Origin of the sequence: Marisediminicola sp. UYEF4 (assembly GCF_040546025.1) — a bacterium.
Lineage (GTDB): Bacteria > Actinomycetota > Actinomycetes > Actinomycetales > Microbacteriaceae > Marisediminicola.
On the sequence record NZ_JBEPNA010000002.1, the window covers coordinates 232498 to 258275 of the forward strand.

Below are 25778 nucleotides of genomic sequence, written 5' to 3' on the forward strand. Positions count from 1 at the left end.
GAGTCTACTTCCGGCTTGCTCGGAGCTTTCAGGACACGAGGGACCGCAGCACGTACTGCAGGATCCCGCCGTTGCGGTAGTAATCGGCCTCACCGGGTGTGTCGATGCGGACGATCGCGTCGAACTCGACCGTCTTCTTTCCCGCCGGAGACTGCGCGCTCGGCTCGGCGACGACGCGCACGGTGCGCGGCGTCGTGCCGTTGTTGAGCTCGGCGATGCCCGTGATGCTGATCGTCTCCGTGCCGTCGAGCCCGAGCGATGCCCAGGTCTCTCCGGCCGGGAACTGCAGCGGCACGACCCCCATCCCGATGAGGTTGGAGCGGTGGATCCGCTCGAAACTCTCGGTGATGACGGCCTTGACTCCGAGGAGGCTCGTGCCTTTCGCCGCCCAGTCACGCGACGATCCGGAACCGTACTCCTTGCCGCCCAGGATGACGAGGGGGATCTCGGCCGCCTGATAGTTCGCCGAGGCGTCGTAGATGAAGGCCTGAGGGGCGTCGGGCTGCGTGAAGTCGCGCGTGTAGCCGCCCTCGACGCCATCGAGCAGCTGGTTCTTGAGGCGGATGTTCGCGAAGGTGCCGCGGATCATCACCTCGTGGTTGCCGCGCCGGGAGCCGTAGGAGTTGTAGTCCGCCCGGTCGACGCCGTGCTCGTTGAGGTAGTGCCCGGCCGGGCTGTCCGCCTTGATGCTGCCGGCGGGGCTGATGTGGTCGGTGGTGACCGAGTCGCCGAGCTTCGCGAGCACGCGTGCGCCGCTGATGTCGGCGACCGGGGTCGTTTCGATCGTCATACCGTCGAAGTACGGGGGCTTGCGCACGTAGGTGGACTTCTCGTCCCACTCGAACGTCGGGCCGGTCGGGGTCGGCAGCGAACGCCAACGCTCGTCGCCGTCGAAGACGCCCGCGTACTCGTGCGTGAACATGTCGGTGTCGATCGCGGAGTCGATCGTCTGCTGCACCTCGGCGGCGTCGGGCCAGATGTCCTTGAGGAAGACCTCGGTGCCGTCGGTCGCGGTGCCGAGGGAATCGGTCACGAAGTCGAAGTTCATCGACCCGGCGAGGGCGTAGGCGATGACAAGCGGCGGGCTCGCCAGGTAGTTCATCTTCACGTCGGGGTTGATGCGGCCCTCGAAGTTGCGGTTTCCGGAGAGCACCGCGGTGACCGCGAGGTCGTTGTCGTTGACCGCGGCGGAGATCTCGTCGAGCAGCGGGCCGGAGTTTCCGATGCAGGTCGTGCAGCCGTAGCCGACGGTGAAGAAGCCGAGGTCCTCGAGGTAGCTGGTCAGGCCGGCCTTCTCGTAGTAGTCGGTGACGACCTTGGACCCGGGCGCGAGCGTGGTCTTTACCCACGGCTTGACCTTGAGGCCCTTCATGCTGGCGTTGCGGGCCAGGAGACCTGCCGCGAGCATGACGGAGGGGTTGGACGTGTTCGTGCACGACGTGATCGCGGCGATCGCGACGGCGCCGTGGTCGAGGGTGAACCCCGTGCCGTCCTCGAGGGTGACGCGGGTGGGGGTCGACGCCGTCGACGGGGCATGGCTCGAGTGGTGGTTCTGGGCCGGGGCGTGCGCGGACGACTCGTCCTGTGGGGTGAACCCGATCGGATCGGATGCCGGGAAGGTGCCTTCGATCGCCGCATCGACCTGCGAGCGGGTGACTCCGGCGTAGTCGTTGAGGTCGATCTCGAACTGGTCCTTCGCGCGGCTGAGCTCGACGCGGTCCTGCGGGCGTTTCGGTCCGGCGATGGACGGCACGACGGTCGACAGGTCGAGCTCGATGTACTCGCTGTAGGTCGCCTCTGTGGAGGGGTCGTGCCAGAGCTTCTGCAGCTTGGCGTACGCCTCGACGAGGCGCACCTGCTCCTCGTCGCGGCCGGTGAGGCGCAGGTAGTCGAGGGTGACGTCGTCGATCGGGAACATTGCGGCGGTGGAGCCGAACTCGGGGCTCATGTTTCCGATGGTGGCGCGGTTGGCGAGGGGCACCGAGGCAACGCCGGGTCCGTAGAACTCGACGAACTTGCCGACGACACCGTGCCACCGCAGCATCTGGGTGATGGTGAGAACGACATCGGTCGCGGTGACCCCCGCGGGGATCTGTCCGGCCAGCTTGAAGCCGACGACCTTCGGGATGAGCATCGAGACGGGCTGGCCGAGCATGGCCGCCTCCGCCTCGATGCCGCCGACACCCCAGCCGAGCACGCCGAGCCCGTTCACCATGGTGGTGTGCGAGTCGGTGCCGACGCAGGTGTCGGGGTAGGCCTGCAGCACGCCGTTCACGGTGCGCGTGTAGGTCACCCTCGCGAGGTACTCGATGTTGACCTGGTGCACGATTCCGGTTCCCGGCGGCACGACCTTGAAGTCGTCGAAGGCGGTCTGGCCCCAGCGGAGGAACTGGTAGCGCTCCCCGTTGCGCTGGTACTCGATCTCGACGTTGCGCTCGAGGGCGTCGGCGGTGCCGAACAGGTCGGCGATGACCGAGTGGTCGATGACCAGCTCGGCGGGCGCCAGCGGGTTGATCTTGGTGGGGTCGCCACCCAGTTCGGCGACAGCCTCGCGCATGGTCGCGAGGTCGACGATGCACGGAACACCGGTGAAGTCCTGCATCACCACGCGGGCGGGGGTGAACTGGATCTCGGTGTCGGGCTCGGCGGTGGGAACCCAGCTGCCGAGGGCCTCGATCTGCGCGCGGGTCACGTTGGCGCCGTCCTCGGTGCGGAGGAGGTTCTCGAGCAGCACCTTCAGGCTGAACGGGAGCTTCTCGGATCCGGCGACGCTGTCGAGCCGGAACACCTCGTACTCGGTCGCACCGACGGTGAGTGTGTCCTTCGAACCGAAGCTGTTGATTGCGGACATGTCGAGTCTCCCTTGCTGACGTCTGCCAATCCTGACCGCCGACCTGCGGGCGTGCCACCAAGGCAAGCCTAAGTGTCGCGGGTGTTCGCCCACACGGGGCGGGCCATCGAAAGTATCTCGACGTCAAGATAAATCATTATAGGCACAGGCGAGCTGTCGGCTGTCGCTATGCGGCGGCGTTTTCCCGCCGGTACACGCTTCGCACCAGCATCCAGGTGACCCAGAGCATGACCGCGTAGAGCGGTACGCCGAGCACGAGCTTGACGGTGCCGAGCAGCTCGACTTCGCCAGCGAGGTAGAGGGGCAGCTCGGCGACGAGCCGCAGCAGGAAGAGACCGCACCAGAGCACAGTCGCGAGCGTCAGCACGCGCAACTTCGCCGGACTGTGCCGCCACTCGAGGCCATCGTTGCTGAGAACGCCGACGATGAGTCCGATGAGGGGGTGTCGCGAGAGGATGCTCACGACCAGTACGAGCAGTGAGACCGCGTTGATGATGAGCCCCGGAACGAAGTTGTCCTCCGGCTTGCCGGTGAACAGTGCGAGACCGGCCGAGATGGCGACGCCGCCGACGCCGGCGACGGCCTGATTGACGGACGAGCGGGTGATGAGCCTCACCAGCACGAACCCGATCGCGATCGCGACGGGGACGAGAACCGAGGCGGCGAGGTTCTCGGTGGCGGCGTAGATCACCAGGAAGCCGAGCGCAGGGAGAATCGCCTCGACGATTCCCCGCACGCCCCCGACGGCCTTGAGCAGCGACGCGGCGGTCGGCATCTCCCCGGGGGCAACCTGCCCGATCCCCGCGTTCCTCACGGCGAAGCCGAGGGCCTCGCGCAGGGACGGCTCGCTCGCGGGCGCGGACGACGGCCCGGTCGCATCGGGCCCGATCTCGGGTCCGATCGACTCGGGTCCGTCCTGGCGGTCCGTCACGTTTACTCCGCCGGTTCGCGGGGCGGTGCGGTCTGGCCGGCCGCGGACTTGGGGATGTGCAGCGGGATGAGGTCGCGCGGGGGCATCGGCGTGGAACCGCGCACCACGACGACGCTGCGAAAGAGGTCCTCGATCTGCTCGGCGGCCTCCGCGTCGACGGCGCCCTTGCCCGCGACGACGCCGCGCAGGAACCAGCGCGGGCCGTCGACGCCGATGAACCGTGCAATGCGCATCGAGCCGTCTCCACCCGCCTGCACCGTCGGGATCTCGGCGAGGAGCTCCGGCCCGAACGGGCCGTCGAGCTCCTTGGTCGATCCGCCCTGCTTCTGGATCTGCTCGGTGATCTGGCTCCGGATCTCGTTCCAGAGGCCCGTCGTCCTGGGCGCGGCGAATGGCTGCACCTGCAGCGTCGAACCGGCATAGTCGAGCGCCACTGCGACCACCCGCTTGCTGCCCTCCTCGACCTCGAGGCGGAGGTGGAGTCCCTCGCGCGGGAGAACCTTTACCCCACCCAGGTCGACATAGGGACGCACGGCGTTGGCTTCGCTCTCATCGAGCGGTCCATTCACCCCGCGGTCCTCTGGTGCCGACTTGGCGTGGTCGCGAGCGTTGTCTGCGTCGCCCACGGCGGCGATATCGCGCTCGTCGTTTTTTCCGATGCCTTCGATGGCGGTGTTATCGCTCACGCCTGTTCTCCTGGTTCGTTTCGTCGGTATCCGGTCGATCCGAAGCCGTGGTCGCCCCTCGCACTGCCGGGAAGGGTGTCGACCGGCACGAACTGGGCCCTCGTCACTGGCATGACGATGAGCTGTGCGATCCGGTCGCCAACCTCGACAGGATACGCCTGTGAACGGTCGGTGTTGAGGAGCGTCACCCGGATCTCGCCGCGATACCCCGCATCAACGGTGCCCGGGCTGTTCACGATCGTGATGCCGTGCCGGGCCGCAAGACCGCTGCGCGGGACGACCAGGCCTACGAAGCCGTCTGGCAGCGCGATGGCCACCCCGGTACCGACCGTGGCGCGCTCCCCCGGCTCGAGGGTGAGCGACTCGGCGGCGGTGAGATCAGCACCCGCGTCTCCCGGATGGGCGTACGACGGGGCCGGCACATCCGGTGTGCCGGCGCTCAGCAGGACTTCAACGTATTCGGGCACGTGACGAGGGTAGTGCAGAATATCTGATCGAATAGGCAGATGCAGCTCTATCGTGAACGTCTGTGGCCCTCCGTGTGGGTCTTCGTCTCGACCGCACTCGTGATTCCCGCGAGTCTGCTGGTCTTCCTGCCCATCAATCCCACGGCGGGGGTGTGGACGGCGGTCGTCCTCTATGCAGGATGCGTCGTGGCTCTCGTCGCGACGTCCCCGGTGATCGAGGTGACCGACGCGCAGATAATCGCGGGACGGGCGCGACTGCCGGTCGCCCTGGCCGGACCGCCTGAGGCCTTCGTGAAGCAGGAGGCGACGCTCGAGCGCGGCCAGCGCCTCGACGCGAGAGCCTGGCTTGTCATCAGGGGGTGGGTGTCGCCGGTCGTGAAGATCCCGGTGACCGACCCGGTCGACCCCGCACCATATTGGCTGGTCTCCACGAGACGGCCGGCACTGCTCGCCGACGCGATCGAGCGGGCGAGGAGCGGTGCGGCGTGATTCATGCGACCGCCCGTCGGGGCGCGCGCCGACCAGGTGGTCGGCGCGCTCGTGCTCGGCGTGCGTCGCCCTATGAGGCGCACTCCGCACAGACGGCGCCGAGCTTCTCGGTGTGGTCGATCTGGGAGCGGTGCTTCACAAGGAAGCAGCTGATGCAGGTGAACTCGTCAGCCTGGGGAGGGAGCACCACCACGTCGAGGTCGAGGTCTGACAGGTCGGCGCCGGGAAGCTCGAAGCCTCCGGGGTTGTCCGAATCGTCGACGTCGACCTGGCCGGACATCTTGTCCGGCACGCGCTCCTTCAGCGCCTCGATCGACTCCGAGTCGTCGTCGGTCTTGCGGGGCGCGTCGTAGTCCGTTGCCATGCCTTTTCCAGTTCTGTTCAGCCACGTGAATTCAAATGGGCGGGCATAGTTTGCATGAATTGGTAGGGAATAGCAAACCGTCACCGCACCGCCTCACGAGTGCCCTCGGGTCAACTTGCGGCACGCCCGGCGTATTCCCGCGATACGGGGCATTCGCGTGCAAACCTTGCCCTAATTCGATACACCCCGAAAGGTCAATCGCATGCAGGACCTCACAGTCATCGGTGTCGAGAACGGTGCGCTTCTCGTGTCGTCGATCGACGGCACCCGCTTCAGAATCGCCATCAACGAGACGCTTCATTCGAAGCTCAGGGAAGCGACCCCGCCGCCCGGCAATGCGCGCAAGCCCGCACCGCGGGAGATTCAGGCCCAAATTCGGTCCGGCCTGTCCGCCGAGGAGGTCGCGGCCGTCACCGGTGTGCACCTCGACTACATCCGCAAGTTCGAGGGCCCGGTGCTTGCCGAACGCGAGTTCGTGATCGAGTCGGCACTGAACATCGCGGTTCACACCGCGATTGACACCGATCCCATGCAACAGGGGTCCACCTTCGGCTCGGTGATCCGCGGGCGACTGCACGACCTCGGTGCCACGGGCGAGCGCTGGGCGAGCTGGAAGCAGCCCGATGGCGCCTGGGTCGTGAAGCTCGCCTTCACGGCGGACCAGATCGATCACGACGCCCGCTGGAACTACGAACCCAAGCGGGCCGCGCTGGCCCCGATGAACAACGAGGCCAACACGCTGTCCCAGCAGGGGGAGATGCCCGGCGGCCTCATCCCGCGCCTGCGCGCCGTCGGCGGCGACGAACGCGCACCGGATTCCTCGAGGTTCGACAGCGGTGCCTTCGACGTGCGAACGGGCGACGCCGGCCGTGAGTCCGGCTCCAGCTTCGAGCCAGTCCCGTTCGGCCGCGCCACCGGATCCTCCCCCGAGGTGTCGGCTGCCGCAATCAATCGTGCGCCGACGAACGACTCGTCGCCCAGCCAGACGTCCGACCTCCTCGACGCGCTCCGCCGGCGCCGCGGTGAGCGGGAGAGCGCCGCGTTGTGGACCGACGACGACACGAGGGCGGCCCATCCGTCGACGAGCAACGTGCGCCTCGTCGACATCCCGTTCGACCCCTTCGACGCGCCCAATGACGATGACCGGTCGCCCGGCCACGCCGACACGGCACCCCAACCCTTCGCGACCCCGGCGAAGGCATCGACGAAGAAGGGGCGTGCCTCGATGCCCAGCTGGGATGAGATCGTCTTCGGCGCCCGCTCGGACGACGACCCGGCCTAGGGCGCGTAGGCGCCGAAGCCGAGCAGCGGGATCGCGGTCTCGGCAGCGGAGAGCGATCCGTGCTGCCCCACCATCGAGCGCCCGCTGTGGTTCGGCGACCTGGTGTCGTAGTAGGCGATGTTCTTGCGCGCCGCGATGACGATGTCGCCGATGCGCGGCGCGACGTCCGGGGCGACGGTGGGGCCGAACCATCCGGCCGCGATCGCCTCGTCGCGCGAGACCACCCAGGACCGACCGCCCTCTGCCTCGCGCCAGGCCTGGAGCACCGTCGCGCGCTGCTCCGGCGATGCATCCGGCTGCAGGTGCAGCTGCAGGCAGCGGGGCTCTCCCGCGACGAAACGCACCCCGTCGATGAGTGCCGCGTCCTCGCCGAACAGCACATGGGAGCGCTCGGGAATGTCGAGGACGCCGTGGTCGGCGGTTACCAACAGTCCCTCGCGGGAGCGCAGGCTCGCGGCAAAGTCGCGCACGGCCGCATCGACCTCCTCGAGCTGGGTCGTCCACTCGGGCGACTCGCAGCCGTGGGAGTGGCCGACCTTGTCGAGTTCGGCGATGTAGACGTAGACGATGGCGCGGTCCGCGCCGTCGAGGATCTCCCTCGCCGCCGCCATCCGTTCCGGGATTCCCTCGGCGCCCCGGTACTCCGCACCGCGCAGCACGGCCTTCGTGAACCCGGACCGGCGGTGCTTCTCGGTCGCAATGACGTAGCTCGGGATGGACTCGGATCGGGCCCGCTCGAACACGGTGGGCATCCGCTGCCAGGAGGCCGGATCGAGGCGGCCGTCCCAGCCGCTCAGCTGGTTGATCACCCGGTTGTTCGCCGTATCCAGCGCCGTGTACCCCACCAGCCCGTGCTCGCCGGGCTGCGTTCCGGTCGTGAAGGTCGCGAGTGCCGCGGCGGTGGTCGTCGGGAAGCCGGCGCCGATGGTCGACCCGCGGTTGAGCAGCGGGGCGAGAGTCCTCGCGTGGCCGGCACGGTCAGCGAGGGCACGCGCCCCCATCCCGTCGACGAGGATCACGACGGCCTTGTCGACGGTGGGAAGGCCCAGCGATCCGGAACGGCCCAGCACGGATTCAAGGCAACTCGGCAGAACGTCGGCGAGGCTGAACCGGTGCGTTTTCGTGGCCGGTAGCATGGTCGCAATCCTATGACTACTCCCCTCAACACGACTGCATCCGGCGGGTCCGGCTCCGACGGCCCCGGCGAACGGATCGAAGACGTCGACGTCGCCGACGAGATGCAGGGCTCATTCCTCGAGTACGCATACTCGGTCATCTACTCCCGTGCGCTCCCGGACGCCCGCGACGGGCTCAAGCCCGTCCAGCGCCGCATCCTGTACCAGATGACCGAGATGGGCCTGCGACCGGAGCGCGGCCACGTGAAGTCCGCCCGCGTCACCGGCGAGGTCATGGGCAAGCTCCACCCGCACGGCGACTCGTCGATCTACGACGCGATGGTGCGTATGACGCAGTCGTTCATCATGCGCGTTCCGCTCATCGACGGGCACGGCAACTTCGGCTCGCTCGACGACGGCCCGGCCGCGGCACGGTACACCGAGGCGCGGCTCGCGCCCGCCGCCAGCGCAATGACGGCCGACCTCGACGAGGATGTCGTCAACTTTGTTCCGAACTACGACAACCAGCTGACGCAGCCCGAGGTTCTCCCGGCCGCGTTCCCGAACCTCCTCGTCAACGGCGCGAGCGGAATTGCCGTCGGCATGGCCACCAACATGGCCCCGCACAACCTCATCGAGGTCGTCGGTGCGGCCAGGTTCCTGCTCGACAACCCGGCGGCGACCCTCGACGAGCTCATGTCGTACGTTCCCGGCCCCGACCTTCCGACCGGCGGTACGATCATCGGCCTCGCCGGCATCCGGGACGCCTACGAAACCGGGCGTGGCAGCTTCAAGACGCGGGCGCGCGTGTCGATCGAATCGATCACGGCACGCAAGACCGGGCTCGTCGTGACCGAGCTGCCCTACATGGTCGGCGCCGAAAAGGTGATTGAGAAAATCAAGGACGGCGTCGGGTCGAAGAAGCTCAGCGGAATCTCCGACGTCACCGACCTCACTGACCGCCGGCACGGCCTGCGGCTCGTCATCGGAATCAAGACCGGGTTCAGCCCGGAGGCCGTTCTCGAGCAGCTGTACCGGTACACGCCGCTCGAGGACCAGTTCAACATCAACGCCGTTGCGCTCGTCAACGGCGGTCCCCGCACTCTCGGGCTGCGTGAGCTGCTGCAGGTCTACCTCGACCATCGCATCTCCGTGGTCACCCGTCGTAGCCAATATCGTCTGGCGCGCCGCCTTGAGCGGCTCCACCTCGTGGAGGGGCTGCTGATCGCGATCGTCGACATCGACGAGGTGATCCAGGTCATTCGCGCGAGCGATGACAGCGAACAGGCGCGCACGAAGCTCATCGAGGTGTTCGATCTCAGCACCCTCCAGGCGGAGTACATTCTGGAGCTGCGTCTGCGGCGCCTCACCCGGTTCTCCCGTATCGAGCTCGAAGCCGAACGCGACCAGCTGCGCGCGGAGATCGCCGAGCTGCAGGAGCTCCTCGCGAGCCCGGTCCGGATCCGTGCCCTCGTGTCGAGCGAACTCGACGAGGTCGCCGAGAAGTTCGGCACCCCGCGCCGCACGCTGCTCACCGAGGCGAAGCCGAGCATCGCGACGGCCTCCTCGCGGAAGGCGGGCCCCGTGCTCGAGGTGGCGGATGTGCCGTGCCGGGTGCTCCTGTCGACGACCGGTCGCATTCTCCGCGTCGACCTGGCCGAGTCCGGCCCCGACGGCGCGCCTCGCGCCGCGCGGCGCACCCGCCACGACGCCATCCGCTCCGACATCCGCACCACGAGCCGCACCGAGATCGGCGCGATCACCAATCTGGGGCGTCTCATCCGTTTCTCCCCCGTCGACCTGCCTGTCGCGCCGGAGAACTCAATCCAATTGGGTGCTGGCCGCAAGGTCGACGAGTACATTGCCCTCACGAACCGCAAGGAGCGGGTGCTGGCCCTCGTGGCGCTCGACTCGCCCGACTCGATCGCGATCGGCACGCGGCAGGGCATCGTCAAACGGCTTGGCGTCGGCGCCTGGCCGAACCGCCCCGACTTCGAGGTCATCAGCCTCAAGCCGGGCGACGAGGTCATCGGTGTGGCGCAGGGTCCGGAGAGCGAGGAGCTCGTCTTCGTGAGTTCTCTCGCCCAGCTGCTGCACTTCCCCGCGGCGCTCGTGCGGCCGCAGGGAACCGCGGCCGGCGGCGTGGCCGGCATGAATCTCGGGGCGAAGGATGCGGTGATCTTTTTCACCTCGCTCGACCCTGCCGCATCCGTCGTGGCGACCGTGGCGACGAACTCGACGACGCTGGCCGGGACCGACGCCGGTCGCGCGAAGGTCTCCGGCTTCTCCGAGTTCCCCGGCAAGGGTCGGGCGACCGGCGGGGTCAGGGCGCACGCGTTCCTCAAGGGTGAGGACTCCCTCGCCGTTGCCTGGGCCGGCCCCTCTCCCGCCCTCGCCGTCGCGCAGGACGGCGGGGCCAGGCAGTTGCCCGAGTCGGGTATGAAACGTGACGGCTCCGGGCTGCCGCTCGACTCCCCGATCACCTCGATCGGCCGGGCGATCCAGCCGGGCTGACCCTCAGCGCCGGTACCGCGCGCTACTGGCGGGGTGTGAGCGGCGGCAGCACCGGCAGGGTCGAGCGGTTCTCGCCCTCGCGCAGGTAGGGCTCGACGAAGACCCGCTCGTCGTCCTCGGCCGGCTGCCACCACCGGGCGGCGATCACCGAGTCGTGAACGAGCGGCACGGTCGCTTCGGGCTCCGGGGACCTGAGCCAGGCCCCTGCCACCTCGATGGGAATGCTGTAGCCGATCGAGGCCAGATGGCGTCGCAGTGCCCCGGCGGCGGCACTCTGTCGAGTGGCCGCTTCGGCCGCCTGACGCCGGCGTTGGCGCGTGACGAGCTGCAGCGGCAGTACGACGAACAGGGCACCCAGCACCCCGGTTCCCGCGACGCCGACGGCGACGACGGCCGCGAGCGACTCGCCGCTGAGAGCCCCGCCCTGGCTGACGAACGCGAGGGTGGCCACGAGCGCGGCGGTCGCGATGGCGAACGCGGTCACGCCGACTGGCACGACGCGGCTCGAGTTCGCGGCGGACTCGAGCGCCCGCCGGTACGCGGTGATCTCGAACGCGGCGGGCGGGAGGTCCCGATCAGACATCGATGCGATCGCGGCTCAGGCCGGCCCCGTCGATGATGAACTCCTTGCGCGGGGCGACGTCATTGCCCATGAGCAACTCGAAGACGCCAGCCGCCATCGCGGCATCAGAAACGTTCACGCGGCGCAGGGTGCGGTGCCGGCGGTCCATCGTCGTCGACGCGAGCTGGTCGGCATCCATCTCGCCGAGTCCCTTATACCGCTGGATCGGATCCTGGTAGCGCTTGTTCGACTTCTTCAACGCCGTGAGCACGCCGTTCAGCTCGGCCTCGGAGTAGGTGTAGATCGTCTCATTCGGCTTGCTGCCGGGGTTCACGACGATCACCCGGTGCAGTGGCGGCACTGCAGCATAGACGCGGCCGTCGAGGATCATGTCGGGCATGTAGCGGAAGAACAGGGTGAGCAGGAGGGTGCGGATGTGTGCGCCGTCGACGTCGGCGTCGCTCATGATGATGACCTTGCCGTAGCGCGCGACCGAGAGGTCGAAGCTGCGGCCGGACCCCGCGCCGATCACCTGGATGATCGACGCGCACTCGGTGTTCGAGAGCATGTCCGACACGGATGCCTTCTGCACGTTGAGGATCTTCCCCCGGATGGGCAGCAGGGCCTGGTACTCGCTGTCCCTGGCGAGCTTCGCCGTGCCGAGTGCGGAGTCGCCCTCGACGATGAACAGCTCGCTGTTGCCGACGTCGCTCGAGCGGCAGTCGACGAGCTTCGCCGGCAGCGAGGAACTCTCGAGCGCGTTCTTGCGACGCTGGGTGTCCTTGTGGGCGCGGGCGGAGATGCGCGATTTCATCTCGGCGACGATCTTGTCGAGCACGAGGGCGCTCTGCGTCTTGTCATCCCGCTTCGCGGACGCGAAGCGCTCCGACAGCGTCTTCGCCACGACTGACGCGACGATCGCTCGAACGGCGGGGGTGCCGAGGACCTCCTTGGTTTGCCCCTCGAACTGCGGCTCCGGCAGGCGCACGGTGAGCACTGCGGTCAGGCCGGCGAGGATGTCGTCCTTCTCCAGCTTGTCGCTGCCGACCTTGAGCCGGCGGGCGTTCTGCTCGACTTGGGCGCGCAGGAACTTCATCAGGCCCGCCTCGAAGCCGGCCTGGTGCGTTCCGCCCTTCGGCGTGGCGATGATGTTGACGAAGCTCTTGAAGACGGTGTCGTAGCCGGTCCCCCAACGGAGGGCGATGTCGACGGCGCACTCGCGTTCGAGTTCGGTGGCGACCATCGCGCCGGAGTCCTGCAGCACCGGCACCGTCTCCGAGAAGGTGCCGCTGCCCTGCAGACGCCAGGTCTGCGTGACGGGGTCATCGACCGACAGGTGGTCGACGAACTCGGAGATGCCGCCGTCGAACCGGAACGTTTCCCGGGTGGGCTCGGTGCCGCGCTCGTCGGAGATATCGATGCCGAGCCCTGGCACTAAGAAGGCGGTCTGGCGCGCTCGGGACAGCAGCTCGTCGGTCTGAAACGCGGAGCCCTTCGTGAAGATCTGGCGGTCGGCCCAATAGCGGATCCGGGTGCCCGTGACGCCGCGGGCGACTTTGCCGACGACCTTCAGCTCACTGCCGGAGACGAACGGCGAGAACGGCGCATCCGGGGTCTTCTCCCCGGAATCGGCGAAGACGCCAGGTTCGCCCCGGTGGAAGGACATCGCCCAGGTCTTGCCATTGCGGTCGACCTCGACGTCGAGACGCTCCGAGAGGGCATTGACGACGGATGCTCCCACACCGTGCAGTCCGCCGGATGCCGCGTACGAGCCACTGCCGAACTTGCCACCGGCGTGGAGCTTGGTGAAGACGACCTCGACGCCGCTCAGGCCCGTCTTCGGCTCGATGTCGACCGGGATTCCGCGCGCACTGTCGCGAACCTCGACGCTCTCATCGGCGTGCAGGATGACCTCGATGGAGGAGCCGTGCCCGCCGAGCGCCTCGTCGACGGAATTGTCGATGATCTCCCACAGGCAGTGCATGAGGCCGCGGGAGTCGGTCGAACCGATGTACATGCCCGGCCGCTTGCGCACCGCCTCGAGCCCCTCGAGTACCGAGAGGTGTCTCGCGGAATAGTTCGAATCGGGCACGGGTTCTCCTTCTGGTGCTGACGCTGCGCCGGGAGCCCCCGCCGACCGGCCGCGATCAACACTAATGACTCGCGGCACGCCGATCCTGCATCAACACTCGACCCGGGGCCTCTACGCGTTGAGCGAAATAGGTGCCGAATGAAACGTGGTTGTGACACGGACGTGTTTTGATAGTCATGCACCACCTCTCGTGTCGAGTTTGGAGGAACCCGAAATGTCACAAAATGCCCCTCGTTCCACAGTAGAGCTCGAGCCGCGCCACGAACTCACCTCGCACGACAGGTGTGACAGTTGCGGTGCGCAGGCCTATGTGCGCGTCACCATGGCCTCCGGTCAGCTCCTGTTCTGCGGCCACCACGGCGCGAAGTTCAAGGACAAGCTGTCGGCCAGTGCCTTGGAATGGCACGACGAGTCGTCTCGACTGATCGAGAACGACCGCGCCTGACCCGCACTCCCATCCGCATCGACGTCGACAACGCCCGAGACCTGCTGGTCCGGGCGTTGTGGCGTTAAAGGCCCGATCGGCCGCGTCAGCAGGTCTGGCGCAAGGTTTCGCCGGCTAGTCGATACGGATCCGCGGTATCAGGCTTGACAGGCGGGTGACGACTTCTTCGCCGATGGTCCCGATACCGTCAGCCCAATCCTGGAGCGTCGGCTCTCCCGCGGAGCTGTCCCCGAAGAGCGTCACGGTGTCGCCCACTGCGGCATCGGCACCGGTGACATCAACCAGGAGGACGGTTGGTTCGACGGCGACGACAAGATATCGGCTGCCCGCGAGAGCCACAGACACGGCGCCTGCAGCATCTGCCAGAATGCCGGACGCCCCGCCAATGCCGACTTCTGCCAGCGTCCGCTCGCCGGCCTGCCGAATCTGACGAACAGGCGCGCGCAGGGTCATCACGGGACGGAGCCCAAGGTCGTCCGGACCGATTCCGCCGCCGGGGGCGATTCCATAGAGGAACGCGCCGACCCGCACCATATCAAATCGGGCATCCTCACGGTCATAGGAGGCGGCACTCGCCGCGATGTGGCGCGTCGCCGCGCGAAGGCCGTGCGCTTCAGCGATCGCGAGGCCCTCCCTGTACTCGGCGATGGAACGGCTGTCGTCGTCGTGTGACTCTTCCGCGAGATGGGTCCAGAGCCCGGAAACGATCACCAGCCCTGAGCGCTGCAGTTCAGCAGCGAGGTTGACAAAGTGTTCCCAGTCGCCGGCGAGCACTCCCGCCCGGTGCAGTCCGGTGTCCAGCTTCAAGTGAATGCGCGCTGGGGGTGTTCCCGCGACCGCCGCCGCGGCGGCGACCCTTTCGAGCACTGGCACATCGGTGACCCCGATATCGATCTGCTGACGTAACGCCTGGCTCAGGTCGTCGCCACGGTCGAATACCCAGGCGAACACTCTCGAGCCCGGTGCCTGCCGTCGCACCCTCAGTGCGCCCGGGAGGTCGAGCGCACCGAAGCGGGTCACTCCCTCATCCATCAGCACAGGCAAAACGCTCTCGAGCCCATGGCCATAGGCGTCGTCCTTGACGACCGCCATGAGTTCAGCCGGTGCTACCCGTTCTCGCACAAGCCGCACATTGTGGCGCAGTGCAGCGGTTGAGATGAGCACGGTCGCGTCGACGCTATTCACCCGCTGACTCCGTGGTCAGCCGAACGGCAAGGCATGCGAGAACACTGAACGGGTGCTCAGCAATCGATCGGCACCACTCCTCCAGCGAAAGCTCCCCGGTCCGAGGATCCCCGAAAATCACGACAGTATCCCCCAGCGTGACCGGAGCATCGCCGGCGTCGACGACGAGCACATCCATGGCCACACGCCCGACGATCCGCATCTGCACAGCGTGGTCACCCCAGGTGACGGACGCGCGGTTCCCCGCCTTGCGCGGCAACCCGTGGCCGTAGCCGATTGCAACCAGCAGGAGAGTGGTCGCCGAACTCGTTCGGAAGGTGTGGCCGTACGACACCCCAGCGCCGGCCCCGACGTGCTTGATAGCCAGAACCTCGGCAGTCAGCCGTGGCGGATTCGTTGTCATCGACTGCAGCACCTGCTCGACCGCGAGGTCGTCAGTTGGAGGTCTGAGCAGCTCAATCTGGCGAGCCGACAACTGGAGCGAACGGGCGACAACGCTCATCGTCACCCCGTCCCTCCTGCTCTGCATAGTCCCTTTCACTCTACAGCTGGAGTGCTCGTTCTCGACGAAGCTCGCCTGTGGAGGCTATCGGCGGCTGGCCACGATCGCGGGCTGGTGACGGGCTCTACTTCCCGTGCGGATGCCGGTGGCGCTCACCCGGGTCTCGTAGAGTCCGGGAGTCCAATTCCCCTCAATCAGAACGGGGCCGTTCGGCCCGACTGCAACGTCCCATCCGACATAGGGCACCGTGGGAACAACTCGCGCTGCTTCGTCGATGAGCGTCAGAACCTCTCCCCACAACGGTACCCGAAACTCGGTGATTGATGCACCCGAGTCGGGGTGCGTATCGTAGCGACTCTTGTGCTTGCCGGTATGGCCGGGGCCCACCGACCGCCCTTCATCGTCGAGCATGGTGAAGAATCCTCCCCACGTGAACTGGTCGCTCACCGCGCCTCTGCCGAACTTTTGGGCGGCCATGAGCACGTGCACGCTCTCGCCGTCGAAGAAGGTGGAAACGCGGGTTGTGTTGACCGTGCCAGCGCAGTAATCGGAAAGATAGGGATGCTGAGCGATCGGCTCTTCGATCAGCCGCTGACCACGATCCAGGAGGTCGGCACGGAACTGCGCCCAGTCATCGACATCCGCCGTCACGTAGCGGAAGACACCCTTGCCCTCGCGGCTGACCGGGACTTTCGCGATGATCGCCGGATAACGCTCCGCGAACGCCCGGAACTGGTCGGCATCCACCTCTTCCAGATCGATCCACTCGCGCTTCAGGTACAGCGCGAACAGTCGGTTGAAGGCGATCTTGTTCTCGAACAGGAGCACGTCCTGAGGGTCGTTGAGCGCATCCGCGAGGTGGTGCTGCAGCAGCCCGGTCATAAAGGTCTTACGTTCCTTACGGCTGAGGAGCGCGAAGTCCGACTCGTAGTAGTCGATGTACCCGGTGTCGTGGAAGGCCGCCCAAATTAGCATGTCCACGAACGTCCGCGGCGCCCACTTGCCCTGCTCCTTGGCGATCTGTGTCGCGAAGGACCAGACCCGGCTCGGGTCGAACGCAGTCGCGCGCTCCAGGAAATACGTCCAACGCGCCTTCGGCGCGGCATCACTGGGCAACGGGAAAACCTTCCATCGGGGTCGCGGACAAATGCAACGAGGACGACGTGCCTCAGAACCTTCTCATCCTAGACTTTGATATACCGATGGCGGCCACCGCCGCTGTCCCTGCAACCGTCGGCTGGCCTTCGATCGGCGCGAAGCGCGCCATGTTAGCGTTGTCTAGTGAATCAACAACGGCTGCGCATTCAGTACCTGATCGAGCGCGCACGGCGGTTGAATCCCTCCCAGCTCTTAGAGCTGGCGGGCCAGGTGAAGAGGGTATCCAGGGCCCCGAAGTTAGTGATCATCGCCGACATGCTCTGGTGCTCGGTCCGCTATGAGATGGGCTTCCGCGACTACGTCGTCTGGGATATTCGTCTGCTCACCAGGCAGGAACGCGGGACGTGGATGACCCACCCCAAAGCGTTTCGACTGAACAGCACGCTCAATGGGCCCGACTCGCGAGCGATTTTGGGTGACAAGATTCGGTTCCACCACGACTTCGCAGACCTCACCCACCGCGAGTGGATTGATGCCTCGCAGGCGACGGTTGCCGAGCTGGCGGAGTTCGCAGCACGCCATCCGCGCATCATCGCCAAGCCCGCGCACGGCGAGGGCGGAGCTGGAATTTCCATTTATGAGGCCGCGGAGATCCGGGACTTCACACAATGGCGCGCCGCCCTCATCACGCGCGACCAAACACTGCTTGAGCAGGTGATCGAACAGCACGAGGCTCTCGCCAAGCTCTACCCGGGCAGCGTGAACACCGTTCGCATGATCACCTACCTCGATACGAGCGACAAGCTGCACGTTATCGCGTCGGTGCTTCGCATTGGCAATGGGGATGTCATCGACAACTTCGCGAGCGGCGGGATGTACGCCATGCTTGACGATGATGGGGTGGCCCAGTATCCCGGTGTGGATAAGCAGTCGAACGTCTACGAGACGCATCCGGCAACCGGCGTGCAAATCGCGGGTTTCACGGTGCCGAGTTACCACGAAATCGTCGATATGGTCGCCGAAGCAGCGCGACGACTGCCGACTGTGCCGTATGTCGGATGGGATGTCGCGGTGACGGCCGACGGACCCGCGCTGATCGAGGCGAACCACAATTCAAGCGTATTTCAGCTCAAGCCCTCGGTGACCGGGGTCCGCACGGGCCTTCTCGAGCGGTATCGCGCAGCGATCGGCCCCGGCGTTCTCGACCGTCGGTGAGGCCGCTGGGGCCCTCGACGCACTCACCTGCCACCTTCGGTCAGGGCTTTCGCCGGCGCAGCATGTCGCGGGCGATCTGGAGTTCCGGTGCTCGGAAGAGCGCGAGCAGCAGCAGATAGACAATCGCGCACGTCGCAGCGATCACCAACGAGCCCAGTGCACCCCAGATTTTGTCCTGCATCATCCAGCTGGATGTGCCTCCGAGTAGGAAGAACAGCCAGACTCCGGCGGCCCCGGCTGGAATTGCCATGAGTGCGAAGCGACCGAGCGCGCGCCACGTCGATCCCAAATCAAGAGGGCCCAGCTTCCGCTGGAGCAGCGCCGTAGCGACAATGACCTGAACGATCCCCCCCAACGACTGCGCAAGAGCCACCGCGGCCGTGAGCTGCTCGACGGGAACCGTGTAGCGCACCAGAAGGGTGAGCGCGACGATGATGACGGCTTGGATCGCGGTGAAGAGAAACGGTGTCCGCGCATCTCCGTAGGCGTAGAAGGCGCGTTGGATGATGAAGAGCACAGCCATCGGGAGCAGGCTTATCAGATACGAGATCAGCACCGGGGCTACCGCGACCGCATCCGCAGTGTTGTTCGAGAAGATACGGGACGCCGGGAGGGCCGCCGCCGCCACGGCCGCCAACGCCACGAAAACGAACAGCCCAAGCATGCGAATGGACTGGGCGATGTCGCGCTTCACCTCGGCATTTTTCCCTGCGGCGGCGTGCTCGCTGAGACGGGTGAAATAGGGCGTTCCGATTGCGAGGACGATCACCGAGTACGGAACCATGTACACGAGCCAGGCATTTTGCCACACGAACACCGATGCGCCGGTTCCCGATGCACCGGAGATGGTCCGCTGCTGCAGAATCCCGACCAGCTGGCCGATGAGCGTGATGAGGAATGTCCAGAGTGCAAGTTTCTGCATCTGTCGGAGCCCCATCCCCCGCCAGCGGAAATCGAACCGCAGGGGAATGCCGGTGCGCCGCCACAACAGCAGCAGGACGCCCGTTTGAGCGATGATGCCGAATGTCGCTGTGCCGGCGAGGACAGCGACCATCACTGGTGTCCATTGGTCGACGTCATTGACATCCGCACCGAACAGTCGGATGAACACCAGGAAGCCGATGATCGACACCATGTTGTTCACTATGGGTGCCCACGCATAGGGCGCGAAGATGCGCTTCGCGTTGAGAATCTCGCCGATCAGCGCAAACATTCCGTAGAAGAACAGCTGTGGGATACACCAGTACGCGAAAAATGTCGCGAGCTCGTGTTGGTCGGGCGTGTACTGGGGGGCGAAAAGGCGGATGAGTGCGGGCGCGGATACGACGGCAGTCACCGTGGCGGCTGCCATTAGCACCGTTCCCAGGGTGAGAAGCTTCGCGAGGAAGTCGTGCCCTTCGTCGCGCTGGGCGCTCACCCGGACAACCTGTGGGACGATCACGCCGGTCAGCACGCCTGCTGAGATCAGCGCATAGATGCTGTTCGGAAGCTGATTAGCCGTGGCGAACGCGTCACTCGCCCGGCCGATGGCCCCGATCGCGGCGACGAGGACGATCGTGCGAAGCAAACCGGTGACCCGGGAGGCGAGCGTCCCTGCCGCGATCACCGCACTCGCTCTGCCCAGAGTCACCGCTTCGCCTTTCGCTGAGCTTCGACCGAGGGGAATCGGCTCGATGTGCGGGCTTGCCGCCTCACGGCTCGCGGATGATGCCCATGGGCGTCGACTGATGTCCCTGACCGAGCGGGTTGTCGAGCAGGACCCTCTCCATGGTGCGCGTGCGAGCCTTGCTCATGGTCGATCCCAGCACGTTGCCGCCGATGTCATTGATGTCGGTAATGAGCACCCCGATGTCCATGCCCAGTGCTGCGCGAAGCTCGCGCGCGACGTCGTGGGGACGCTCGGGGGCGAGCACGACATGAGAGTTGTACGGAGGAATGGTTCCGCTGGTGGGGCCGTCGATACCGCGTGCCCTCGGCCCCGCCACCCGGTAGAAATCACCCTTGCGTCCGAACAGCTTCGTCACGGCTGCCACCCCTGCAGCGAGAAGGATGCGAGGGGTTCCGCACTCGCGCAACGCCATCTCCATGGTCTGCGGAAGGCCGAGTCCGATACCGTTCGGCGTCTTGATCACGTGGTTCGACAGCCAGGTGGCGAGCTTGCGCGGCGCGATCGACTCCGTCGGATACGAACGACCCTGCGTGATTGCGACGATCTTCTCCGTTACGAAGAGCACATCACCATCGCGCAGGCGGTCGGCGGCGAACGTTCTCACAATATCCGTGATGTCATCCTCGCTCATGACCAGCTTCGTCTTGATCGGGATCCGCAGGTAGCGCACACCATCGATCACCGTCTCCAGCTGCTTGCCCTCGTTCGCCTCACCGGACATAGAGACTCACCCCTCTCGCGACCGTTCGCATTCGTTGCGCTCACTCAAGGTAGTCGCGGAGGGACTGCGACCGGGACGGATGGCGGAGCTTGGCCATCGTCTTCGACTCGATCTGACGGATGCGCTCGCGCGTTACCCCGAACGTGTCGCCGATCTGGTCGAGGGTCTTCGGCATTCCGTCGCCGAGCCCGAAGCGCATGCGGATTACGCCGGCCTCACGCTCGGAGAGCGAATCGAGAAGTGACTCCAACTGCTTCTGCAGCATGGTGAAACCGACGGCGTCGGCGGGGACGACCGCCTCGGTGTCTTCGATGAGGTCGCCGAACTCGCTGTCGCCGTCTTCACCGAGCGGCGTGTGCAGGGAGATTGGCTCGCGACCGTACTTCTGCACCTCGATGACCTTCTCCGGGGTCATGTCGAGCTCGCGGCTCAGCTCCTCCGGGGTGGGCTCGCGCCCGAGGTCCTGAAGCATCTGGCGCTGCACGCGGGCGAGCTTGTTGATCACTTCCACCATGTGCACCGGGATACGGATGGTTCGCGCCTGGTCGGCCATGGCGCGGGTGATCGCCTGGCGGATCCACCACGTCGCGTAGGTCGAGAATTTGAAGCCCTTGGTGTAGTCGAACTTCTCGACGGCGCGGATGAGCCCGAGGTTGCCCTCCTGGATCAGGTCGAGGAACTGCATGCCCCGGCCGGTGTAGCGCTTCGCGAGGGAGACGACGAGTCGCAGGTTGGCGCCCAGCAGGTGGCTCTTGGCGCGCTGGCCGTCGCGAGCGACCCAGTGCAGCTCCCTGCCCTTGGCCGAACGCTGTTCTGTCTCGCTCATCTGCGACAGCTTGTCCTCGGCGAACAGGCCGGCCTCGATGCGCATCGCGAGCTCGACCTCTTCGGCCGCGTTCAACAGGGCGACCTTACCGATCTGCTTCAGGTAGTCCTTGACGGGGTCGGCCGTGGCGCCCGTGATGGCGGACGAGTAGACCGGCACCTCGTCGTCGTCATCGACGAGCGACAGCACGAGGGCGCCGGCGGGCAGGTCCTCGGCGAGGTCGCCCGCCTTCGTCTTCTTCTCGTCGTCATCGCCGTCGTCAGAGTGGTCGACGTTTGCGTCGTCGGCCGACTCCTCAGCGGATCCCTTGGCCTTCGGACCGCGCTTGGCGGGCGTCTTGGATGGGGCAGTTTCCGCAGGGACCTTCTCAGCTGCGACCTTCTCAGCTGCGGCCTTAGCGGCCGGCGTCTTCGCCGGTGCCTTCACGGCCCGCTTCGCAGGGGTCTTGGCGGGGGTCTTGGCAGGAGTCTTGGCCGCTGCCTTGGCGGCGGTCTTGGGTGCCGGGCTCTCGGCCGAGGCTCCGTCTGATGCGGCCGCTTCGGCGGCAGTTTTCTTCGCGGCGGCGGTGGGTTCCGCGGTCTTGGTTCGGGCAGCCATTCGGATACCTTTCAGTTTGATTCGTAGCTCTCGAGCTTCGGCGTCTGGCGGGGCGTTGGAGGGGCCCACCACACGGGCTTGGCCGAATTTCGGGCAGTACTAAGACCCATGTCAAGTCTTGGCGTGACGCGGAGGGCAACCTGCGCGACATCGGTTCAGAATGACCGGGTCTTATCACCGATTATTGCACGCTTTCGCGCCAACACTTGACAATTGCGGCTTGCGTCTAGTCAGTTTTGCGGCGCCATGCTCTGGCAAGAGCAACCCACAGCGGGGCGACCTGTATTCCCTCGTCCTCGTCGAGCTTCCTGCGGGTGCGGCGCCTGGCGTGCAGCAGGAAGACAACGCCGGTTCCGACGACGACATACGGGATGAGCAGGGCGATCCGGAACGAGTCCCAGGTGAAGATGTCCGAGGGCAACCCCCCGGCGATGCGCATCCGATCCAGCAGGTCGAGCGCGACCCCGATCGCGAACATCATCACGAAGCTCGCGAGGAAGCCGCCCACGTTGACGACACCGTTCGCCGAGCCGAGGCTCCGAAGAGGATTGAACGTTCGCGCAAAGTCGAACCCGACGAGCGAGCCGGGACCGCCGACGCCGACAACCAGGATCAGCACGACGATGAGCCAAAACGGGGGCTCGACCGGCCAGGCCAGCACCGCCGTCCAGCACACCGCCATGGCCGTGACGATGCCGAGCACCAGGTTCGACCGCCTGGTCGGGAACCGGGCGCTCAGGATGCCGATGATCGGGCCCGCGATCATTCCGGCGGCCACGATGAGCGTCAACAACAGGGACGCAACGGTGTTCGTGTAGCCGAGACCGGCGGTCAGGAGGGGAAACCCCCAGAGCAGCGAGAGAACTGTGCCGGGCGATTGGGTCACGAAGTGTGACCAGAATCCGAGTTGGGTTCCGGGGCGGGCGAGGCTCTGGCGCAGCAGTCCCATCGACTCCCTCCAGGTCCTCGTGCGGTCCTCGACGACTCGCACGACGGGGCCATCCGAGATGAACACGAGCACGAGCACCGCCGCGAGCACCGATCCGGCGGCGGCCGCGACGAAGGCGGTCGACCACCCGAATTCGTGCAGCACGAGCGAGAGCGGGATCGCCGAGAGCACCTGGCCGAGTTGGCCTATATTCCCGGTCCACTGTGAGACCTGGGGCAGGACGCGACCACCGAACCACGCCGACAGCAGCCGGATCACCGAGATGAAGGTGAGTGCGTCTCCGGCGCCGACCAGCACCCGACCGGCGATCGCGACGCCGATCGACGGGGCGAGCGCGAGAGTGAGCTGCCCGAGGCCCATCAGGATCGCGCCGGCGGCGATGAGCACCCTCGGCCCGAGCCGGTCGAGGATCACCCCGACGGGAATCTGGAGGGCCGCATAGACGATGAGCTGCACCACGGCGAGGCTCGAAAGCACCGAGGCGGATACCGCGAACCGATCGGCCGCCTCCACGCTCGACACCCCCAGGGAGGTGCGCTGCATGACCGCCACGACGTACGCGACGATGGCGATTGCCCAGATGAGCCAGGACCGGGCGGAATTCACTCGCCCACTCTAGGTGCGGAGCTGATCCTCGTCGCCGCTGCGGCGAGTCGCGAGGAAGTTCTCGAGCTCCGCCGCGATCTCATCCGCCGAGGGCAGTTCACCCGCCTCGTCGGTGAGCGGGGAGCGCAGGGGGTTCCCCTCCATGTAGGAGTCGTGGCGCTCCTCGAGCGTGCCGACCAGCCGCGCGAGCTCATGGTTCGTCTGTACCTGGGCGTCGATCTTCGCGAGAAACTCGCGGCCGGCCACACGAAGCCGTTCGGTTGGGAAGATCAGCCCGGTCGCGGCACTGATGCTCTCGAGTGCCTTGACCGCGGCATCCGGATGCTCGGTCTCGGCGAGGTAATGCGGAACGAGCAGAACGAAGCCGGCGGTCGCGTGGTTGAGCTGTTGAAGCCGGTACTCGACGAGGTGCAGCGCGTTCGCGGGCACCTGCGTCCGTGGTCGCCAGACCGACATCGCATCGATGAGCTCGGTGCGATTGCCGCTCACGGTCACGCCAATCGGCCGGGTGTGCGGCACGGGCATCGGAATCGCGTGCACCCACGTTGTCGTCCTCACTTTGAACCGGGCGAGGAGCTCGAGCACGGCGGCGCTGAAACGCTCCCACTGGAAGTCGGGCTCGAAGCCGGTGAGGTGCAGAAACTGCTGCCCTGCCTCGTCGGTGGCGAGGTAGAGCGCGAGGGAGGGGGGCTGGTAGTCGGTGAGGTGGTCCTGGTCGAAGTACACGACGGGGCGTCGGGCCCGGTAGTCGAGGAGCACGTCCGCATCGAAAGTGGCGATCACCTGGTGGTCGAGGGTGTCAAGGAGGTACTCGCTCAACTGGGTCACCGCAGATCCGGCGTCCGCGAATCCGGTGAGGCCCGCGACGAGGTGGAGGCCCTCCGGAACGGACGTCTCCTCCGGGGTGAGGTCGTAGAGTCCGGCTGGGTCGCGCATGCCCCAATTCTACGCGCCTCGTAATCGGTGAGCCGGGGGGATGGCGCTCGTAGCAGGTGCCGAGAGCGAACAGGCGAGGCCCGCACGGGACGAGCCGAGGCGCACGGATAGCATGGCCGAATGACTGTGTCCTCGCTGCGCCTGACCACCGAATCCGCCGCCGACGTCGCCGCCGACGTCCTCGTGATCGGAGTCGCATCCGGCAAGGACGGCGGCACGATTGTCGGAGTCGGAGATGACTTCGCCGCCCTCCAGCAGTCCCTTTCGGCGATCGGATTCACCGGCGCGAGGGATGACCTGCGGCGCGTTCCCGGCGTCGGCGTTGCCGCCGGATCGCTCGCCCTCGTCGGGCTCGGCTCCGGTCCCCTCGACGGACACGCGCTGAGGTACGCCGCGGGCGCGGCGGCGCGCATCATCCGCGGTGCCAAACGCGTCGCGGTGGCGCTGCCCGCCGCAAACGACTCCGACCTCCTCGCGATCCTCGAGGGCCTTGCGATCGGCGGCTACAGCTACCTCGACTACCGGTCGGCGGAGCGGGAGCCGCAGTCGCGGCTCCCGGCCGAGTTCGTCGTCGTCGCCACACACACGCCCGGAGAAGGCCTCGTCGAGCGCGCGACCGCAGTCGGCACTGCAATTCACACCGTCCGTGACCTCGTCAACGCTCCCCCGTCCGACCTGTACCCGGAGTCGTTCGCCTCAGCGGCGCACGAGCTGGCGAGCGGCTTGCCCATCGAAGTCACCGTGATCGCCGACCAGGAGCTTGTCGACGGCGGATACGGCGGCCTCGTCGGCGTCGGCAAGGGGTCCGACCGCGGACCGCGCATGGTCAAGGTGAGCTACTCGCCGACCGGGGCCGCACGGCACCTCGCGATCGTCGGAAAGGGAATCACCTTCGACACGGGCGGCCTGTCACTCAAGCCCGCGGCATCCATGGTCGGCATGAAGTACGACATGGCGGGCGCCGCGACGGCCCTTGCCGTCGTCATCGCCGCGGCGAAGCTCGAACTGCCAGTGCGTCTCACGGCATGGCTGTGCCTCGCCGAGAACATGCCCTCCGGTTCGGCGACGCGCCCGAACGACGTGCTGCGCCTGCGCGGAGGCAAGACCGTCGAAGTGCTCAACACGGATGCCGAGGGCCGACTCGTTCTCGCCGACGGCCTGGTCGCGGCGAGTGAGGAGTTCCCCGACGCGATCATCGACGTCGCGACGCTCACGGGAGCGGCGATCGTCGCGATGGGAAGCCGCTACGTCGCCACGATGGGCGACGACGATTTCGTGCGGCGCGTCGTCGCGGCGGGAGACCGCACGGGAGAGACCCTCTGGCCGATGCCGCTGCCCTCGGAACTGCGCTCGCTGCTCGACTCCGATATCGCCGACCTCGCCAACGTGAAGATGGGAAACACTGCGGGCGGGATGCTGATTGCCGCGGTGTTCCTGCGGGAGTTCGTCGGCAAGACCGCCGACGACGATTCCGCCCAGATCCCTTGGGCGCACCTCGACATCGCCGGCGCGGCGAACAACGGCGGAGGCGGCTACGGCTCGACGGCCAAGGGCCCGACGGGTGTCGCGGTCAGAACGCTGCTCGAGGTGGCCGAAGAATTTTCGCGGGGGTAGTAGGGTTTTCGCGGGGCTTCCGAGTCCCGCAAACCCGTCCTGCTGCCGAGCCTGTCGGCAGT

General features: G+C 66.6%; 22 protein-coding genes. 6 read left to right on the top strand and 16 right to left on the bottom strand.

What is annotated here, in order from left to right:
• Positions 1-28 precede the first annotated feature (28 nt).
• The 4 genes from acnA to dut all read right to left on the bottom strand — a co-directional run bounded on the left by acnA (position 29) and on the right by dut (position 4935).
• Complete coding sequence (gene acnA, locus ABIB15_RS04050) at positions 29-2851, bottom strand: aconitate hydratase AcnA (protein WP_354475449.1); 2823 nt, start codon at positions 2849-2851, stop codon at positions 29-31.
• Positions 2852-3017: 166 nt separating this feature from the next.
• Entirely contained in the window at positions 3018-3782 is a 765-nt protein-coding gene (locus ABIB15_RS04055; RefSeq protein WP_354475450.1) for a DUF3159 domain-containing protein, read from the bottom strand.
• Between the two features lie 2 nt (positions 3783-3784).
• Entirely contained in the window at positions 3785-4408 is a 624-nt protein-coding gene (locus tag ABIB15_RS04060) for a DUF3710 domain-containing protein (RefSeq protein WP_354475555.1), read from the bottom strand.
• 56 nt (positions 4409-4464) lie between these two features.
• On the bottom strand, positions 4465-4935 hold the full coding sequence (gene dut / locus ABIB15_RS04065; protein WP_502908907.1) for a dUTP diphosphatase: 471 nt from the start codon (positions 4933-4935) through the stop codon (positions 4465-4467).
• Positions 4936-4974: 39 nt separating this feature from the next.
• Between dut and ABIB15_RS04070 the strand changes: the two genes are divergently transcribed.
• The gene (locus tag ABIB15_RS04070) at positions 4975-5424 is read left to right on the top strand and encodes a DUF3093 domain-containing protein (RefSeq protein ID WP_354475452.1); all 450 of its coding nucleotides are present in this window, start codon (positions 4975-4977) and stop codon (positions 5422-5424) included.
• Positions 5425-5494: 70 nt separating this feature from the next.
• On the opposite strand, the gene ABIB15_RS04075 is transcribed toward ABIB15_RS04070, so the two are convergent.
• Entirely contained in the window at positions 5495-5788 is a 294-nt protein-coding gene (locus tag ABIB15_RS04075; protein WP_161886320.1) for a DUF4193 domain-containing protein, read from the bottom strand.
• A gap of 202 nt (positions 5789-5990) precedes the next feature.
• Between ABIB15_RS04075 and sepH the strand changes: the two genes are divergently transcribed.
• On the top strand, positions 5991-7070 hold the full coding sequence (sepH, locus tag ABIB15_RS04080) for a septation protein SepH (RefSeq protein WP_354475454.1): 1080 nt from the start codon (positions 5991-5993) through the stop codon (positions 7068-7070).
• Here sepH and ABIB15_RS04085 read toward each other — a convergent pair.
• Positions 7067-8206 carry an alkaline phosphatase family protein gene (locus ABIB15_RS04085; RefSeq protein ID WP_354475456.1) on the bottom strand — a complete coding sequence of 380 codons (1140 nt, stop codon included), beginning with the start codon at positions 8204-8206 and terminating at the stop codon, positions 7067-7069. The two genes, sepH and ABIB15_RS04085, sit on opposite strands and share 4 nt — an antisense overlap.
• Positions 8207-8218: 12 nt before the next feature.
• On the opposite strand from ABIB15_RS04085, the gene ABIB15_RS04090 reads away from it, so the two are divergent.
• Positions 8219-10699, top strand: coding sequence for a DNA gyrase/topoisomerase IV subunit A (locus tag ABIB15_RS04090; protein WP_354475457.1), 2481 nt, complete (start codon positions 8219-8221; stop codon positions 10697-10699).
• A gap of 22 nt (positions 10700-10721) precedes the next feature.
• Here the strand turns inward: ABIB15_RS04090 and ABIB15_RS04095 are convergent, their stop codons facing one another.
• The gene (locus ABIB15_RS04095; RefSeq protein WP_354475459.1) at positions 10722-11282 is read right to left on the bottom strand and encodes a hypothetical protein; all 561 of its coding nucleotides are present in this window, start codon (positions 11280-11282) and stop codon (positions 10722-10724) included.
• Positions 11275-13353: a DNA gyrase/topoisomerase IV subunit B gene (locus ABIB15_RS04100; protein ID WP_354475460.1), complete on the bottom strand. Its 2079-nt coding sequence runs from the start codon at positions 13351-13353 to the stop codon at positions 11275-11277. Before ABIB15_RS04100 ends, ABIB15_RS04095 begins: the two co-directional genes overlap by 8 nt.
• 214 nt (positions 13354-13567) lie before the next feature.
• Between ABIB15_RS04100 and ABIB15_RS04105 the strand changes: the two genes are divergently transcribed.
• Positions 13568-13798: a DUF7455 domain-containing protein gene (locus tag ABIB15_RS04105; RefSeq protein ID WP_354475462.1), complete on the top strand. Its 231-nt coding sequence runs from the start codon at positions 13568-13570 to the stop codon at positions 13796-13798.
• A gap of 114 nt (positions 13799-13912) precedes the next feature.
• Here the strand turns inward: ABIB15_RS04105 and ABIB15_RS04110 are convergent, their stop codons facing one another.
• Genes ABIB15_RS04110 through ABIB15_RS04120 form a run of 3 tightly spaced genes read right to left on the bottom strand, consistent with a single transcriptional unit; the run spans position 13913 to position 16601 of the window.
• A complete protein-coding gene (locus tag ABIB15_RS04110) occupies positions 13913-14983 on the bottom strand; it encodes an alanine racemase (RefSeq protein WP_354475463.1) in 1071 nt (356 codons plus the stop codon).
• Positions 14976-15512 carry an alanine racemase C-terminal domain-containing protein gene (locus tag ABIB15_RS04115; protein ID WP_354475464.1) on the bottom strand — a complete coding sequence of 179 codons (537 nt, stop codon included), beginning with the start codon at positions 15510-15512 and terminating at the stop codon, positions 14976-14978. The genes ABIB15_RS04110 and ABIB15_RS04115 overlap by 8 nt, the downstream gene beginning before the upstream one ends.
• Positions 15513-15569: 57 nt before the next feature.
• On the bottom strand, positions 15570-16601 hold the full coding sequence (locus ABIB15_RS04120) for a sugar-transfer associated ATP-grasp domain-containing protein (protein WP_354475465.1): 1032 nt from the start codon (positions 16599-16601) through the stop codon (positions 15570-15572).
• A 165-nt stretch (positions 16602-16766) separates the two neighbouring features.
• Between ABIB15_RS04120 and ABIB15_RS04125 the strand changes: the two genes are divergently transcribed.
• Positions 16767-17798, top strand: coding sequence for a sugar-transfer associated ATP-grasp domain-containing protein (locus ABIB15_RS04125; RefSeq protein WP_354475466.1), 1032 nt, complete (start codon positions 16767-16769; stop codon positions 17796-17798).
• A 40-nt stretch (positions 17799-17838) separates the two neighbouring features.
• Here ABIB15_RS04125 and murJ read toward each other — a convergent pair whose 3' ends face one another.
• The 5 genes from murJ to ABIB15_RS04150 all read right to left on the bottom strand — a co-directional run bounded on the left by murJ (position 17839) and on the right by ABIB15_RS04150 (position 24102).
• The gene (gene murJ, locus ABIB15_RS04130) at positions 17839-19404 is read right to left on the bottom strand and encodes a murein biosynthesis integral membrane protein MurJ (RefSeq protein WP_354475468.1); all 1566 of its coding nucleotides are present in this window, start codon (positions 19402-19404) and stop codon (positions 17839-17841) included.
• Positions 19405-19489: 85 nt separating this feature from the next.
• Entirely contained in the window at positions 19490-20188 is a 699-nt protein-coding gene (locus ABIB15_RS04135) for a coenzyme F420-0:L-glutamate ligase (RefSeq protein ID WP_354475470.1), read from the bottom strand.
• 40 nt (positions 20189-20228) lie between these two features.
• Complete coding sequence (locus tag ABIB15_RS04140; protein WP_354475471.1) at positions 20229-21611, bottom strand: RNA polymerase sigma factor; 1383 nt, start codon at positions 21609-21611, stop codon at positions 20229-20231.
• 226 nt (positions 21612-21837) lie between these two features.
• Positions 21838-23166: an MFS transporter gene (locus ABIB15_RS04145; RefSeq protein WP_354475473.1), complete on the bottom strand. Its 1329-nt coding sequence runs from the start codon at positions 23164-23166 to the stop codon at positions 21838-21840.
• Positions 23167-23175: 9 nt separating this feature from the next.
• A complete protein-coding gene (locus tag ABIB15_RS04150) occupies positions 23176-24102 on the bottom strand; it encodes a proteasome assembly chaperone family protein (RefSeq protein ID WP_354475475.1) in 927 nt (308 codons plus the stop codon).
• Positions 24103-24222: 120 nt separating this feature from the next.
• Here ABIB15_RS04150 and ABIB15_RS04155 point away from each other — a divergent pair, with 120 nt between their 5' ends.
• The gene (locus ABIB15_RS04155; RefSeq protein ID WP_354475477.1) at positions 24223-25716 is read left to right on the top strand and encodes a leucyl aminopeptidase; all 1494 of its coding nucleotides are present in this window, start codon (positions 24223-24225) and stop codon (positions 25714-25716) included.
• The last annotated feature ends 62 nt before the right edge of the window (positions 25717-25778 follow it).

Bases quoted from the DNA above. Each gene is read 5' to 3' on its own strand.
- acnA (WP_354475449.1), bottom strand. From the start codon at position 2,851: ATGTCCGCAATCAACAGCTTCGGTTCGAAGGACACACTCACCGTCGGT.
- ABIB15_RS04070 (WP_354475452.1), top strand. From the start codon at position 4,975: ATGCAGCTCTATCGTGAACGTCTGTGGCCCTCCGTGTGGGTCTTCGTC.
- ABIB15_RS04075 (WP_161886320.1), bottom strand. From the start codon at position 5,788: ATGGCAACGGACTACGACGCGCCCCGCAAGACCGACGACGACTCGGAG.
- sepH (WP_354475454.1), top strand. From the start codon at position 5,991: ATGCAGGACCTCACAGTCATCGGTGTCGAGAACGGTGCGCTTCTCGTG.
- ABIB15_RS04085 (WP_354475456.1), bottom strand. From the start codon at position 8,206: ATGCTACCGGCCACGAAAACGCACCGGTTCAGCCTCGCCGACGTTCTG.
- ABIB15_RS04090 (WP_354475457.1), top strand. From the start codon at position 8,219: ATGACTACTCCCCTCAACACGACTGCATCCGGCGGGTCCGGCTCCGAC.
- ABIB15_RS04095 (WP_354475459.1), bottom strand. From the start codon at position 11,282: ATGTCTGATCGGGACCTCCCGCCCGCCGCGTTCGAGATCACCGCGTAC.
- ABIB15_RS04105 (WP_354475462.1), top strand. From the start codon at position 13,568: ATGTCACAAAATGCCCCTCGTTCCACAGTAGAGCTCGAGCCGCGCCAC.
- ABIB15_RS04115 (WP_354475464.1), bottom strand. From the start codon at position 15,512: ATGCAGAGCAGGAGGGACGGGGTGACGATGAGCGTTGTCGCCCGTTCG.
- ABIB15_RS04135 (WP_354475470.1), bottom strand. From the start codon at position 20,188: ATGTCCGGTGAGGCGAACGAGGGCAAGCAGCTGGAGACGGTGATCGAT.
- ABIB15_RS04140 (WP_354475471.1), bottom strand. From the start codon at position 21,611: ATGGCTGCCCGAACCAAGACCGCGGAACCCACCGCCGCCGCGAAGAAA.
- ABIB15_RS04150 (WP_354475475.1), bottom strand. From the start codon at position 24,102: ATGCGCGACCCAGCCGGACTCTACGACCTCACCCCGGAGGAGACGTCC.
- ABIB15_RS04155 (WP_354475477.1), top strand. From the start codon at position 24,223: ATGACTGTGTCCTCGCTGCGCCTGACCACCGAATCCGCCGCCGACGTC.